Source organism: Mesorhizobium sp. M0410 (assembly GCF_040321435.1).
GTDB lineage: Bacteria > Pseudomonadota > Alphaproteobacteria > Rhizobiales > Rhizobiaceae > Mesorhizobium.
The window spans coordinates 94,434-108,444 of the sequence record NZ_JAMYRN010000003.1 but is presented as its reverse complement, the minus strand read 5'-3'; the positions used below and the strand labels follow the sequence as shown (position 1 = coordinate 108,444).

At 64.2% G+C, this 14,011-nt stretch carries 16 protein-coding genes; 11 read left to right on the top strand and 5 right to left on the bottom strand.

Annotation, left to right across the window (positions count from 1 at the left end; genetic code table 11):
• Positions 1-5 precede the first annotated feature (5 nt).
• From lptB to lptC, 3 genes are read right to left on the bottom strand one after another with little or no spacing between them, the layout of a single operon-like run.
• Positions 6-824, bottom strand: coding sequence for an LPS export ABC transporter ATP-binding protein (gene lptB, locus NKI63_RS04640; RefSeq protein WP_023718959.1), 819 nt, complete (start codon positions 822-824; stop codon positions 6-8).
• Entirely contained in the window at positions 824-1,432 is a 609-nt protein-coding gene (locus NKI63_RS04635) for an LptA/OstA family protein (RefSeq protein WP_254816816.1), read from the bottom strand. Before NKI63_RS04635 ends, lptB begins: the two co-directional genes overlap by 1 nt.
• Complete coding sequence (lptC, locus tag NKI63_RS04630; protein WP_352476407.1) at positions 1,419-2,132, bottom strand: LPS export ABC transporter periplasmic protein LptC; 714 nt, start codon at positions 2,130-2,132, stop codon at positions 1,419-1,421. Before lptC ends, NKI63_RS04635 begins: the two co-directional genes overlap by 14 nt.
• Before the next feature lie 305 nt (positions 2,133-2,437).
• Here lptC and sppA point away from each other — a divergent pair, with 305 nt between their 5' ends.
• The 4 genes from sppA (at position 2,438) to lhpI (ending at position 5,170) form a co-directional block, all read left to right on the top strand.
• Positions 2,438-3,394, top strand: a complete 957-nt coding sequence (sppA, locus tag NKI63_RS04625) for a signal peptide peptidase SppA (RefSeq protein ID WP_352506604.1) — start codon at positions 2,438-2,440, stop codon at positions 3,392-3,394.
• An 81-nt stretch (positions 3,395-3,475) separates the two neighbouring features.
• Positions 3,476-3,760 (top strand): integration host factor subunit beta, encoded by a 285-nt coding sequence (locus tag NKI63_RS04620; RefSeq protein ID WP_023675261.1) that lies wholly within the window; start codon positions 3,476-3,478, stop codon positions 3,758-3,760.
• Between the two features lie 47 nt (positions 3,761-3,807).
• Positions 3,808-4,140: a LapA family protein gene (locus tag NKI63_RS04615; protein WP_352649557.1), complete on the top strand. Its 333-nt coding sequence runs from the start codon at positions 3,808-3,810 to the stop codon at positions 4,138-4,140.
• Positions 4,141-4,192: 52 nt separating this feature from the next.
• A complete protein-coding gene (lhpI, locus tag NKI63_RS04610; RefSeq protein ID WP_352506605.1) occupies positions 4,193-5,170 on the top strand; it encodes a bifunctional Delta(1)-pyrroline-2-carboxylate/Delta(1)-piperideine-2-carboxylate reductase in 978 nt (325 codons plus the stop codon).
• Positions 5,171-5,241: 71 nt separating this feature from the next.
• On the opposite strand, the gene NKI63_RS04605 is transcribed toward lhpI, so the two are convergent.
• Entirely contained in the window at positions 5,242-5,610 is a 369-nt protein-coding gene (locus NKI63_RS04605; RefSeq protein ID WP_352506606.1) for a VOC family protein, read from the bottom strand.
• Positions 5,611-5,696: 86 nt separating this feature from the next.
• The gene (locus NKI63_RS04600; RefSeq protein ID WP_352820591.1) at positions 5,697-6,380 is read right to left on the bottom strand and encodes a helix-turn-helix transcriptional regulator; all 684 of its coding nucleotides are present in this window, start codon (positions 6,378-6,380) and stop codon (positions 5,697-5,699) included.
• A 123-nt stretch (positions 6,381-6,503) separates the two neighbouring features.
• On the opposite strand from NKI63_RS04600, the gene NKI63_RS04595 reads away from it, so the two are divergent.
• The 7 genes from NKI63_RS04595 (at position 6,504) to olsB (ending at position 13,947) form a co-directional block, all read left to right on the top strand.
• A complete protein-coding gene (locus NKI63_RS04595) occupies positions 6,504-6,989 on the top strand; it encodes an anthrone oxygenase family protein (protein ID WP_352506608.1) in 486 nt (161 codons plus the stop codon).
• Between the two features lie 89 nt (positions 6,990-7,078).
• A complete protein-coding gene (locus NKI63_RS04590; RefSeq protein ID WP_352506609.1) occupies positions 7,079-8,140 on the top strand; it encodes an RsmD family RNA methyltransferase in 1,062 nt (353 codons plus the stop codon).
• On the top strand, positions 8,141-9,004 hold the full coding sequence (locus NKI63_RS04585; protein ID WP_352476400.1) for a TrmH family RNA methyltransferase: 864 nt from the start codon (positions 8,141-8,143) through the stop codon (positions 9,002-9,004).
• A 26-nt stretch (positions 9,005-9,030) separates the two neighbouring features.
• The gene (lspA, locus tag NKI63_RS04580) at positions 9,031-9,507 is read left to right on the top strand and encodes a signal peptidase II (protein ID WP_352820721.1); all 477 of its coding nucleotides are present in this window, start codon (positions 9,031-9,033) and stop codon (positions 9,505-9,507) included.
• A gap of 51 nt (positions 9,508-9,558) precedes the next feature.
• The gene (gene acuI, locus NKI63_RS04575) at positions 9,559-10,548 is read left to right on the top strand and encodes an acrylyl-CoA reductase (NADPH) (RefSeq protein ID WP_352506610.1); all 990 of its coding nucleotides are present in this window, start codon (positions 9,559-9,561) and stop codon (positions 10,546-10,548) included.
• 85 nt (positions 10,549-10,633) lie between these two features.
• On the top strand, positions 10,634-12,922 hold the full coding sequence (locus NKI63_RS04570) for a hybrid sensor histidine kinase/response regulator (protein ID WP_352506611.1): 2,289 nt from the start codon (positions 10,634-10,636) through the stop codon (positions 12,920-12,922).
• 149 nt (positions 12,923-13,071) lie between these two features.
• On the top strand, positions 13,072-13,947 hold the full coding sequence (gene olsB, locus NKI63_RS04565; RefSeq protein WP_023675251.1) for a l-ornithine N(alpha)-acyltransferase: 876 nt from the start codon (positions 13,072-13,074) through the stop codon (positions 13,945-13,947).
• The last annotated feature ends 64 nt before the right edge of the window (positions 13,948-14,011 follow it).

The window sequence follows — 14,011 nt, the reverse complement described above, 5'->3', positions numbered from 1 at the left end:
CGCACTTAGAGCGTAAATCCCTCGCCGAGATAAAGCCGCCGCACATCGGCATTTGCGACTATCTCGTCGGCCCGGCCATGGGTCAGCACCTGACCGGCATGGATGATGTAGGCGCGGTCGATCAGGCCAAGTGTCTCGCGGACATTGTGGTCGGTGATCAGCACGCCGATGCCACGTGCCGTCAAATGGCGCACGAGCTGCTGGATGTCGGCGACGGCGATCGGATCGATGCCGGCGAACGGTTCGTCGAGCAGCATGTAGGCAGGGCGGGTTGCCAACGCACGGGCAATTTCGAGGCGTCGCCGCTCACCACCGGAGAGCGACAGCGACGGAGCCTTGCGCAGATGGCTGATGTGAAATTCCTCGAGCAATTCGTCGAGCAGCCGCTCACGCTCCTTGCGGCTCTTTTCGACCACTTCGAGCACGGCCCGGATGTTTTGCTCGACATTCAGGCCGCGAAAAATTGACGCTTCCTGCGGCAGGTAGCCAATGCCGAGACGGGCGCGGCGATACATCGGCATCGATGTGACGTCGAAACCGTCGATTTCGATGGTGCCTTCATCGACCGGCACCAGGCCGGTCACCATGTAGAAACAGGTCGTCTTGCCGGCGCCGTTGGGGCCGAGCAGCCCAACCGCCTCGCCGGCGCGCACGCCCAGCGTCACGCCGCTGACGACTTTGCGGCCCTTGTAACTTTTGGTCAGCCCTTTGGCGATCAAGGTTCCCTTGAACTTTGCCGCTTCGACGGTGACCCTGGCCGGTGCCGCAAGTTTGCTGGCGGCGCGCCCTGGAAGACGCGCCAGCAGCGACGATATGCCGGTCATCAGGGTTTCGCTGCTCCAGACTTCGCCGGCGGCGTGATCGACATCATGACGCGGCCGCCGCAAGCGTCGACCTGGGCAAGGCCGCTCTTCATCTGCACGGTAAGCTTGCAGCCGACAAGCACGTTGTCGCCTTGCGAGAGCACGACCTTGCTGCCCGAAAGCACCAGCACTTCGGTCTTCATGTCGAAGGTGCCGCGGTCGCCGGTGGCAACCTGATCGTCCGATTTGATGTAGACCTTATCGTCGACCTCGAGATGGTCGATGTTGGCGGATCCGGTCATTGCCGCGGCACCCGCGGGCTGGGCGCCTTTGGCGGCGCCTGCATCCCTGACGTAATAGACCGTCATTTTGCCGGCCTTGAGCACGGTTGGACCCTGGACGACGTTGACGTTGCCGGTGAAGACGGCGACGCTTTCCGCCTGGCGCACCTCGAGCTTGTCGCTTTCGATCTGGATAGGCTTGTCGCCCGACAGCCTGAGGCCGGACATTTGGCTGGTGGCACTGGATTGCGCCAGCGACGGCGCCGTCCCGAAGGTCAGCCCCAAGGGCAACCCAAGCGTTAACGCCGAGATCGCGGCGAGGCGCCGTGCCGAACTACTGAACCGCATTGGTCTCTCCGCTCTTTGCCTCTGCCGCCTTCAAACTGGCGGGATCGATGTCGACGCGCACCTTGTTCTCGAAAATCAGGACCTTGCCATTGTCCTGGACCGACATCGAATCCGCCCTGATCCGCGACCCGCCGCGGCTGACATCGACAGGTTCGCTTGTCTTCATAGTGCCTTCGGCCATGTCGAGATAGACTGATTTAAATTTTGCCACCACGCCATCCGTGGTCGACACGGTCACGTCGCTGGTCAGGCTGAATGTGTTGCCGTCGCGATCGTAGGTGCCGTGCGCAGCACCGATGGCGGCGGTGTTGTCGGCCGCAATCGGCAGCTTGGCCTTGATACCTTCCAGATCGATGATGCCCTGTTTGCTGACATCCTGTATGGCGCGGAGCGCTGTCATCGAATAGGGCAGGTTTTGCTTGGTGAAGCCGTTGAGCTTGGGATTGGCCATCACCAGCTTGCCATCGGCAAAGGCGCCGCCGTCGGCCTGCACCTCGATTGCAGCGGGTGCCATGAGATAGGAATAGACCGGAAACGCGACCGCGATCACGGCGGCGACCAGCGGTACGGCCAGCTTCAGGATCCGGACCCGGCGCGAATGACGCTGCGCAATGTCAAACGCGTCGACCCGCGCCCGGCCTGCGGCCTTGGGAGCCAACTCCGTCTCGGTGTTGGTCGGTTCGATTGGTCCCGCTAACATGACTGCTTCTTCTAAACCCCTGCCCGCCAGGCCGCCCTATAGGTGGGATGCCGGCGCCCTCAAGCAAGCAAAAGCCGAGGAAAACCGCAAAAATGTGACAGCCGCCCCTGTACAACGAAAATGGCCCCAGCGCAGCCTGTACCTCATACCAGATATAGGCGCACAGTGTTAGAGCCTGTGGAACGCGACAGGTTGAGGCTTGCCGCGAATGCCTGAGGCCTTTGTCGCAAGCCCGTCAGGAAACGGTAGCCGGGCGCGAATGGTTGCTTTAAAAGCATCTGCTCCCACCGACTACGAGGCTGACCATGGCATTGAGAGCCGACGACCTGATCGACCGCCGCCGCTTGCGCCGCAAGCTGACATTCTGGCGTACCGCGGCGATTATCGTCGCCGCAGCCGGGCTGATCGCCTTTTCGGCGTGGATCTATGGTGACGACTTCACCAGCGCGGCAGTCGACCACATCGCCAAGGTCAAGATCGAAGGTACCATCACCGAAGACGAAGAACTGATCAAGCGGCTGGAGGCCATCCGTCAGTCGCCGCGCGTCAAGGCTGTGATCCTGTCGATCGATTCACCCGGCGGCACCACCGTCGGTGGCGAGTCGATCTATGAGGCAGTGCGCAAGCTCGCCGCCGACAAGCCGGTGGTGGCCGAGGTCGGCACGCTCGCGGCTTCGGCGGGCTACATGATCGCCACCGCGGCCGACCATATTGTCGCACGCAAATCCTCGATCGTCGGCTCGATCGGCGTGCTGATCCAGTACCCGGACGTCAGCGGCCTCATGGACAAGCTCGGCGTCAAGCTGGAGGAGGTGAAATCCTCGCCCTTGAAGGCGTCGCCTTCTCCCTTCAAGCCGACCAATGACGATGAGCGCGCCATGGTCCGCAAGCTCATCCTCGACAGCTACGACTGGTTCGTCGGCATCGTCGCCGAGCGCCGCAACATGACCAAGCCGGAGGCGCTGGCGCTCGCAGACGGGTCGATCTTCACCGGCCGGCAGGCGGTCGCCAACAGATTGATCGACGCGGTCGGCGGTGAAGCCGAAGCGATCGACTGGCTTGCAGGCAAGGGTGTCGATGCCAAGCTCAAGGTGCTGGAATGGAAGGACACGGAAAAACGCGGTGGTTTCCTGTTCTCCAAGGCGATGGCGCAGACCGTCGGCGCTGCGCTTGGCCTGCCCGGCCATGGCGGCGACGTCCTTCACGAAATTGGAGCGGACCGCTTGTTTCTTGACGGTCTCGTTTCCGTCTGGCACCCTTGAGGAACCGCTTGGGACGAGTGAAAAACCAAATAAAATCATTCTGATAATTTCGGCGGCACTGCTTTCACGGGGAGCCTTTTCATGATCAAATCCGAACTTGTTCAGATCATCGCCACGCGTAATCCGCATCTTTTCCTGCGCGACGTCGAAAACATTGTCAGCGCTATCTTCGATGAAATCACCGACGCGCTTGCCGAGGGCAACCGGGTCGAGTTGCGCGGCTTCGGCGCGTTTTCGGTGAAAAACCGCCCTGCCCGCACCGGCCGCAACCCGCGCACCGGCGAATCCGTGGAGGTTGAGGAGAAATGGGTACCGTTCTTCAAGACCGGCAAGGAATTGCGTGAAAGGCTGAACGGAGGCAAATAGGCGCGGCACGCGCCACCGCTCCTGCCTTTTCTTCCGAACGGAAAAACATGTTCAATCGCTTCATTCTCATCGTGGTTTTCGTGCCGCTGGCCGTCATCCTGATTGCGCTGGCCGTCGCGAACCGCGAACCGGTAGCCTTCACACTCGATCCGTTCAATCCCGGCAATCCGGCGCTGACGCTGACCGTGCCGCTCTTCATTTTCCTGTTCCTGGCGCTGGCTATCGGCATGATCGTCGGCAGCCTGGCGACCTGGATCAAGCAGGGCCGCTACCGCAAGCTGGCGCGCCAGCGCGGCGCCGAGGCCGAGAACCTGCGCCAGGCGGTCAGCCGCGCGCCCACCGCGTCGCAGAGCCCAGTCTTGCCGAAGCCGACGAACTGAGCCGCGGCTCGGGCCTGAGGCACAACCGGCCTAGTCCTCCACGGAGCCTTTCATGCTGACCATTTCCGCCGCCGAGGTCGACCGCGCGCTGACCTTTTCCGGGCTGGTCGAGACGTTACGCACCGCCTTTCGCGATGGCGCCGTGCAGCCGGTCAGGCACCATCACACTGTCGAGCGGCCCGATGGCGCCGCCTCGACGCTGCTTTTGATGCCGGCCTGGACCGACTTCAACGCAGCCGGCACCTCGGCCGATGGCCATATCGGCGTCAAGATCGTCACCGTGTCGCCTGACAACAATGCTGTCGGCAAGCCCGCGGTGATGGGGCTTTACCTCTTGCTCGACGGCGCCACAGGCGAGCCTCAGGCCTTGATCGATGGCCAGAGGCTGACACAGTGGCGCACGGCCTGTGCCTCGGCGCTGGCTGCCTCCTATCTGGCCCGCGAGGATGCATCGCGGCTGCTGGTGGTCGGCGCCGGCGCGCTGTCGCCATTCCTTGCAAAGGCTCATTCGGCGGTGCGTCCGATCAAGAACATCCGCATCTGGAACCGCACGTCGTCGAATGCCGAAAAGGTCGCGGCAAAATTGCGTGCCGAGGGTTTTGCGGCCGAAGCAGCAGGCGATCTCGACGCCGAACTCGGAAAGGCCGATATCGTATCGTCGGCGACCATCACCACCATGCCACTGATCAAGGGCGCACTCTTGAAGTCCGGCACCCATGTCGATCTGGTCGGCGGCTTCACGCCGGCGATGCGCGAAAGCGACGACGACGCGATTGCACGCGCCCGCGTCTATGTCGACACCCGCGCCGGCGCCACCAAGGAAGCCGGCGATATCGTCCAGCCGCTGGCCTCCGGCGTTCTGAAGCCGGAAGCCATTGTCGCCGACCTCTATGAACTGGCGCGCGGCCAGAAAAAAGGCCGGCAGAACGACGACGAGATCACGCTGTTCAAGTCGGTCGGCGCAGCCCTCGAGGACCTCGCCGCCGGCATTGCCGTGTATCGGGCAAGCGAAAGGGGAGTAGGGGAGTAGGAACCGCACTGATCGTGCGGCGCCGCGCCAGCTATGTTTCCTGTCACGTACTCCCCTACTGCCCTACTGCCCTACTCCCTTTGCCAATAAACCCGCAGCCGGTGGCTGTCGGGATCAAGCGCGACGAAGGTGCGGCCGAAATCCATGTCGGTCGGCGTCTGCAGAATTTTCAGCCCGCGGCCGGCCCACTCGGCATGGGTGGCGTCGACGGCACCCGGCGTGTCCAGCGCAAAGACGATCTCGGCGCCGCCGCCCGCTGCCGCGGCAGCCGGCTCCACGGTGTGACGCGACCAGAGGCCGAGCTTGAAGCCGTTGTCGAGCACGAACAGCACGAAGGTCGGCGAGGTCTCGACCGGTTGCCGCCCAAGCAGCGCGCTATAGAAGGCGCCGCTTTGCTCAGGCTTGTCGACATAGAGGATGACGAAATTGGGCGGTGTCATGAATTGCTCTCCAGATGGTTTCGACTGGAGGAGCATAGCGTATGCCACTGCCAGATTCTGGCAGCAGTCTCAACTGAGCAGCAGCCTTAGCTTGGCGTGTCGAGCGTCGCCCGCCATTCTTTGAGCAGCACCTGACGGCGGCGCGGATAGCGCATCTCGGTGGCGTTGAGGCCGGATATCCGATCGGCGCGAAAGTGCCTGAAATCCTGGCGCATCTCGCACCAGGCCGCGACGACGCGCACCTTGTCGAAGAAGCCGAGTGCGAACGGCCAGACGGTGCGCTCGGAGGCAGCGCCGCCGGCGTCGCGATAGACAAAGCTCAGCTTGCGCTCCTCGCGGATGGCCTGCCGCACCACGCCGAGATCGATGCCTTCTGTGACCTCGGTGCGCGACCCGACCAGCAGCGTCGAGGCATCGAGTTCCTCGCGCAAATCGTCCGGCAGCACCGCCGCGATCTTGGCCAGCGCGTCGGTGGCGGCGTTCGCAAGCCGCCAGTCCGGCTGCTTGGCCACCCAGCGCGAACCGAGAACGATCGCCTCGATCTCCTCATCGGTGAACATGAAGGGCGGCAGCATGAAACCTGGCCTGAGCACGTAACCCAGCCCCGCCTCACCCTCAATCGGCGCACCCTGCCCCTGCAGCGTGGCGATATCGCGATAGAGCGTGCGGATCGACACACCCATTTCGTCCGCGAGGCTGCGGCCGCTGACCGGCCGGCGATGCCGGCGCAGGATCTGGATCAGGTCGAGCAGGCGTTCGGCGCGGGACATGGATCGCAACCCGGTTTGATGGATGCCCAATTTGAATGGACGATAGTGCGCCTGCCCTTTCGACGGCAAGCAAGACGATCGCCGACCGGAACGTCTGCGCCCTGACGCCGTTGTCTGGCCATTATGGATATACGCGGTTTTCTGTTGTTCTGGTCGGTTTTGACCGCCATCGTCGCGGCGCTCAGCCTTGGGCCGTCTTTCGCCCATGTGCTGGAATCGGTGCCGCGGCTGACCAGATGGCGGCCTTCGCTCTGGCGTGAAACCACTGTCTTTAACGCTCAGTTCCAATTCTTCGCGATTATCGGCGCACCGCTGGACCTGGCGGCAATCGTCTGTCCGGGCCTCCTCGCCTGGATGCTGCGCAGCGATCGTCCGGCATTCTGGTGGGTCTTGGCCGCCACCGTGCTCTACCTGCTAGCGCTTGGGGCGTGGTTTGCGCTGGTCAAACCGGCAAACGATGTCCTGGCCACTTGGGTACCTGGACCGATCCCAGGCAATTTCGAAACCATCCGGAGCCGCTGGGAAACCGGCCATATGGTCGTCACCGGCTTCAAGGCCGTTGGTTTCATAGCGCTCGCAATCGGCCTGCTGTCGATCAGGCGCGGCTGATCCGGCTGCGCACGTCGGCAGCCCTTTTGTTGCGCCGGTCAATGTGCTGTGGCAGAAGCGGCCAAGCCGCCGTCCGGAGATGCGCCTTCTTGAAACCTTTTCGCGACAGACGCCGCGACAGCCGACCGCCCGCAAAAGGCGGGGCGGAGCATGTCCGGCGGCGCGACGCCAGCCCAACCGCCGGTCCGGAGCCTAAACCGCAAGACCGGTCCGAGCCAAAAGCCGCGCCGCGCATGCTCTCGCGCCGCGATGGCGCGCTGCCCGCCGAACATCTGCCGCTGATCCTCGAAGTCGGCCCCAATCAGGACTACGCGCTGCTAGACAGTGGTGCCGGAGAAAAACTCGAGCAATACGGCCCCTACCGCATCGTTCGGCCGGAGGGCCAGGCGATCTGGCAAAAGGCATTGGCGGCCAGGGACTGGGAACGCGCCGACGCCATCTTCACCGGCGATACCGACGAGGAAGGCATCGGCCGCTGGCGCTTCCCCAAGACGCCGCTCGGCGAGACCTGGCCGATGAAGCATGACGGCATCGACTATCTCGGCCGCTTCACTTCGTTTCGCCATGTCGGCGTCTTTCCCGAGCAGGCCTCGCACTGGGACCACATGGCCGGACTGATCGCGGCGGCAAAACGGCCGGTGAAGGTGCTGAACCTGTTCGGTTACACCGGCCTTGCCTCCCTGGTGGCGGCGCATGCCGGCGCCGAGGTCACCCATGTCGATGCTTCCAAGAAGGCGATCGGCTGGGCACGCGAAAACCAGGAGATGGCGGGCCTATCGAAAAAGCCGATCCGCTGGATCGTCGACGATGCCGTGAAATTCGCCGAACGCGAGGAGCGCCGCGGCAGCCGCTACGACATCATCCTGTTCGACCCGCCCGCCTATGGCCGCGGACCGAAAGGCGAGGTCTGGCAGTTGTTCGAGGACCTGCCGGCGCTGACCGATATCTGCCGCGCGATCCTGACGCCGAAGCCGCTCGCCGTGGTACTGACCGCCTATTCGATCCGCGCCTCTTTTTTCGCGATCCATGCCCTGATGCGCGACACCTTCGCCGGCATGGGCGGCACGGTCGAGTCGGGCGAATTGATCATCCGCGAGAAATCTGCCGGTCGGGCGCTTTCGACCTCGCTGTTCTCGCGCTGGGTGGCCTGAATGAGTGCGTACGAACGGCACGCAGGCGCGCCAGGGCAGGTGAAGGAAGTCACCAGCCTCGCCAACCCGCTGATCAAGGACATCAAGGCGCTCGCGCTGAAGAAATTCCGTGACCAGCAGAATGCCTTCATGGCCGAAGGCCTGAAGCTGGTCATCGACGCGCTCGATCTCGGCTGGTCGATCAGGACATTGGTCTTCGCCAAGGCCGGACGTGGCAACGCGGCAGTCGAAAAGGTCGCGGCGCGCACGGTCGCCGCCGGCGGCACGGTACTTGAAGTCTCGGAAAAGGTGCTGGTCGCCATCACCCGCCGTGACAATCCGCAAATGGTCGTCGGCGTGTTCTCGCAGAAATTGCTGTCGCTGAAGGACATCCGCGTCGAGGACAGCGATGTCTGGGTAGCACTCGACCGCGTTCGCGACCCCGGCAATCTCGGCACCGTCATCCGCACGGTCGACGCTGTCGGCGCCAGGGGCGTCATCCTGGTCGGCGAGACCACCGATCCCTTTTCGGTCGAGACGGTGCGCGCCACAATGGGCTCGATCTTCGCCGTGCCCGTCGCCAAGGCGTCGCCCGAGGCTTTTCTCGCCTGGCGAACGAGCTTTCCCGGCCTCGTCGCCGGCACTCATCTGAAGGGTGCGGTCGACTACCGCTCGGTCGATTTTTCAAAAGGCCCGGTGCTTTTGGTGATGGGCAACGAGCAGCAAGGCCTGCCTGACGAGCTTGCCGCAAGCTGCGACAAGCTGCTGCGGATACCGCAGGCCGGCCGCGCCGATTCGCTCAACCTTGCGGTGGCCACCGGCGTCATGCTGTTCGAGATCCGGCGCGACGCGCTGAAGCTCGGCCCGGAGGACGCCAGATCGTGACATCTCAAACCGTGAAACTGCAAACCATGAAGTCCTGGAGGCCGTACGCTCTTCTGGTCGTCGCCGCGATAGCGCTCGACCAGTGGCTGAAATACCTGGTCGAAACCGGCCTCGCCTTTCAGGAACGGCTCGACCTGCTGCCGTTCCTGGCGCTGTACCGCACCTACAACACCGGCATCGCGTTCTCGCTGTTTTCGTCCTTCGGCGACACCGGCCTGGTGGTCGTCGCGGTTCTGGCGGTCGCTTTCGTGCTCTATCTTGCGGCCCGCACGCCGCCCGGCCACCTGCTTGCCCGCATCGGCTTCGCACTGATCGTTGGCGGCGCGCTCGGCAACCTGATCGATCGCGCAATCTACGGCCATGTCATCGACTATGTCCTGTTCCATACGCCGGTCTGGTCCTTCGCCGTCTTCAACCTCGCCGACGCCTTCATTTCCGTTGGTGCCGTGCTGGTCGTCTTCGATGAGCTCATTGGTTGGCGGCGCGGAATGTCGAGCGATTGACCTCACTCGCCTGGCGCCGCACATTCTGATCTGCAAGCCCGAGGAGAAAACATGCCCGAAACCTTCAAAGCCATCCTCGTTTCGCGCGACGCCGAGAAAAACCAGTCGGTCGCGGTGACCGAGCTTACAGAGGCAGACCTGATGGAGGGCGACGTCACCGTCGCGGTCGAGGCGACGACGGTGAACTACAAGGACGGCCTTGCAATTACCGGCAAGGCGCCGGTAATCCGCCGCTGGCCGCTGGTGCCGGGCATCGATTTCGCCGGCACAGTCATCTCGTCCTCCAATCCTGACTGGCGCAAGGGTGACAAGGTCATATTGAACGGCTGGGGCGTCGGCGAGACGCATTTCGGCGCCTTTGCCGGGCGCGCCCGTGTCAAAGGCGACTGGCTGGTGCCGCTGCCGGACGGAATGAGCCCGCACGATGCGATGGCGATCGGCACCGCCGGCTACACCGCCATGCTTTGCGTCATCGCGCTGGAGCGCCACGGCATCGTGCCCGATCGTGGTCCGGTGGTGGTGACCGGCGCTGCCGGTGGCGTCGGCTCGGTCGCGATCTCGATCCTGTCCAGCCTCGGCTATCACGTCATTGCCTCGACCGGCCGCGCTGCCGAAAGCCCCTATCTGATCGACCTCGGCGCCGCGGAAGTGATTTCACGCGACGAGCTTGCGCAGCCGGCAAAACCGCTCGCCAAGGAACGCTGGGCCGGCGGCGTCGATGCCGTCGGCAGCCACACGCTGGCCAACGTTCTGTCGATGACCTCCTATGGCGGCGCCGTCGCCGCTTGCGGCCTCGCCGGCGGCATGGACCTGCCGGCCAGCGTCGCCCCCTTCATCCTTCGCGGTGTCTCGCTGCTCGGCATCGATTCGGTGATGGCGCCCAAGGCGGTCCGCCTCGAGGCCTGGCGCCGCATCGGCACCGATCTCGATCACGCAAAGCTTGCCAGTCTGTCGACGAGCATCGGCTTCGACGGCATCATCGGCGCCGCGCATGACATCGTCGAGGGCAAGATCCGCGGCCGTGTGGTGGTGGACATGTGAGCCTCTTGGGGAAAAAGAGCGCGACCGCTAAAATTCGAACGATCAATCACAACCTTCGATAAGCTCTGTCTGGCAGGAGTTCCGTATGATTGCGGAACCCGGCATCAGAGCGGCGGAACCAGCCGAACGGGCCGACGGGACGGCCCCCGATACGCCAGCACGGCAGCTTGTCGCCGCGCCACCGCTGGCGCCGGAATTGCCCGACGCCAACCGCGAAGGCCTGTCCTTCCTGACGCTGGTCGCCATCGTCGTGCTGGCGGGCCTGTCGCATTTGACCGGAGCGCCGATCTTCATCACCATCGGCCTTTTGGCGACAGCCATGGCCGGGCTCGCCATGCATCTGCGCAACAGGCGCACCGAGCGCCGCGCAGTGGCCCTGCTCGATGCCACCACCGCCCGCAGCCGCGCCGAAATCGAGACGCTGGCCGACCGCATGTGGGAGATGCAGGAGAGCGAGGAGCGCTTTCGCGGTCTGATCGATGCACTCGGCGATCTCGTCGTCCACCGCGACCGCGACGGCCACATTGTCTACGCCAACAAGGTTTTCGCCGACCTTGTCGAAACCGACCAGCGCGAGCTTGCCGGCAAGGCCCTGGCCGAACTAGGCATCGATGTCGGCATCGTCCCCGACGCCGCCTTTTCCGACCATGAATGCCTGAGTTCCACCGACGTCGCCATTCGCACGCCGGACGGTCCACGCTGGTTCTCTTGGATCGAGCTGTCGGTGCGCGACAAGGACAGCGGCGCCGTTTCGCATCGCGCCATCGCCCGCGACATCACCGCCCGCAAGCGCGCCGAATCCTCGCTGATCACCGCCCGCGAGCGGGCCGAATATGCGAGCCAGGCCAAATCGCGTTTCCTCGCTACCGTCAGCCACGAGATCCGCACGCCGATGAACGGCATCATGGGCATGGCCCGGCTTCTCGCCGACACCAGCCTTTCGCCCGAGCAGCGGACCTATGTCGGCGCCATCTCGACCTCGGCCAGCGCGCTGCTGGCGCTAATCGAGGACCTGCTCGACTACTCCAAGATCGAGGCCGGCCGCTTCGATCCAGAACCGCAGCCGATGTCGGTGCGTGAGATCGCCGACAATGTCGTCGAGCTTTTGGCGGCGCGGGCTTTTGCCAAGGATATCGGCCTCGGCTGTCATGTCGAACCCGACGTGCCGCAGCTGATCACCGCCGACCCCGGCAGGGTCAGGCAGGTGCTGCTCAACCTCATCGGCAACGCCGTCAAGTTCACCGACAGCGGCGGCGTCCTGGCAAGCATCGCCCGCGTCCGCACCGAAATCACCGACCGCATCCGCTTCACCATCACCGACACCGGCCCCGGTCTGCGCGAGGAGGACATGGAGCGTATCTTCGAGGACTTTGAACAGGCTGACGGCACCTCGACCCGTGCGCATGGCGGTGCCGGCCTCGGTCTTGCCATTTCCAAGCGCCTGGTGACCGCCATGGGCGGCACCATCTCTGTGTCGAGCCGCCTTGGCCAAGGATCTGAATTCGTCTTCGAGATTCCCGCTATTTCCGCCGTCGAGGCGCCGCAGATCCGCGAGAACCCGCTGTCGGGCCGGCATGCGGTGATCGTGTCGAAGAACCCGGTCGAGGCCGAAGCCATCGCCCGCACCATTCGCGCCAATGGCGGCACGGTCGATCTGGCCACCGCCGCCGCCCAGGCCACCGCTTTCGCCGAGGGCTGTGACGTGCTGCTGATCGATGCTGCCATGGAGCAAAGCGACGGCAGGCTGCTCAGGCGCCTGCGCCAGAGCGGATTTGCCGAGTGCGAGGCAGTGACGCTGATCGCGCCGACCGACCGCGGCATGCTTGGCGAATTCCGTGCCAATGGTTACGCCACCTTCCTGGCGAGGCCGGTGCGCGGCGAGACACTGCTGCGCGTGCTTTTGACCAGCCACGCGCCGGTCATCGCCGAGCCGCAACTGCAAAGGCGCGGCGCGCAGGCGGGGCATGCCATTGGCGCCCGCCAGCAGGGCCTGTCGGTGCTGATCGCCGAGGACAACGACATCAATGCCATGCTGGCCCGCGCCACGCTGCTGAAGGCCGGGCATCGCGTGAAAGTGGTCGGCAACGGCAAGGCCGCGGTCGAGGCGGTCATCAGCACCGGCCACAAGCACCGCTACGACGTGGTGCTGATGGACTTGCACATGCCTGTCATGGACGGCCTGGACGCCATCGCCGCCATCCGCCGCCATGAGGAGGAGACCGCGGTGCCGCCGGTGCCGATCATGGTGCTGTCGGCCGACAGCCAGGAAAAGACCCGCCACGCCGTGCTCGCTCACGGTGCCAGCGGCTTCGTCACCAAGCCGCTCGACCCCGATGCCCTGGTTCATGCCGTCGAGGGGCAAGTGGCCGCCTGAGGCACAACATAGACGGTTGATAGATTACCCAGCCGACGAAGTATTGCCCGCAGAGCCGTATCACGGTACTGTCACAATCCTGTTGCACCTACACCGTATCCCCGTGCCAAGAGGGATGGCTCGAAGGAGAATCACTCGTGCATACAGTCATGCCGGAATGTGATGCTCGGCCGAACGCCAGCGGGCCTTTGCTCGTCGGCCGGAACGCCGATGCCGTCATAAAAGGCGCATCGCTCGGCCGCATCGGCAATCTCGAAGTGCGGCTCGCCCGCAACGAGGCCGAGATCGCTGCCGCGCAGGAAGTGCGCTACCGGGTGTTCTACGACGAGCTTGGTGCCAGGAAGGACCTGTTCCAGATGCAGGACCGCCGCGATGCCGATCGCTTCGATCCCCTCTGCGATCATCTGCTTGTGTTCGATACTTCGCTTTCCGGCCCCGAGCATCGCCGCATCGTCGGCACCTACCGCCTGCTGCGGCAGGAGATTGCCGCAGCGGCCGGCGGCTTCTATTCCGAAGGCGAATTCGAGCTGACCAAGCTGATCGCGCGGCATCCCGGCCAGCGGTTCCTCGAGCTCGGCCGCTCCTGCGTTCTGCCGGAATACCGCTCGAAGCGCACCATCGAGGCGCTGTGGCAAGGCATCTGGGCCTATATCAACCATTACGGCATCGGCGTGATGACCGGCTGCGCGTCGTTCCACGGCACCGTGCCGGCGGCACATGCCGAGGCGTTGACCTATCTTGCCCACCACTGCCGGACGAATTCATCCTGGGACGTGCGCGCCGTCGCCGGGCGCTATTGTTCCATGGACCTGATGCCGATCGAGGCCGTCAACACCAAGGCGGCGATCGCCGCGATGCCGCCGCTGGTCAAGGGCTATCTGCGCGTCGGCGCGCGCATCGGCGACGGCTGCGTCATCGACCGTGAATTCTCGACCGTCGACGTGTTCGTGGTGATGCCGGTCAAGGAGATCGGTGCCCGCTACGTCAATTATTATGGCGGAGAAGCGCAGCGGTTTGCGGCCTGAGTAGGGGAGAGAAGGCAACGGCCGGAGTAGGCAAGTGCTCTGCTCTATTTTACCCGACGTAGCG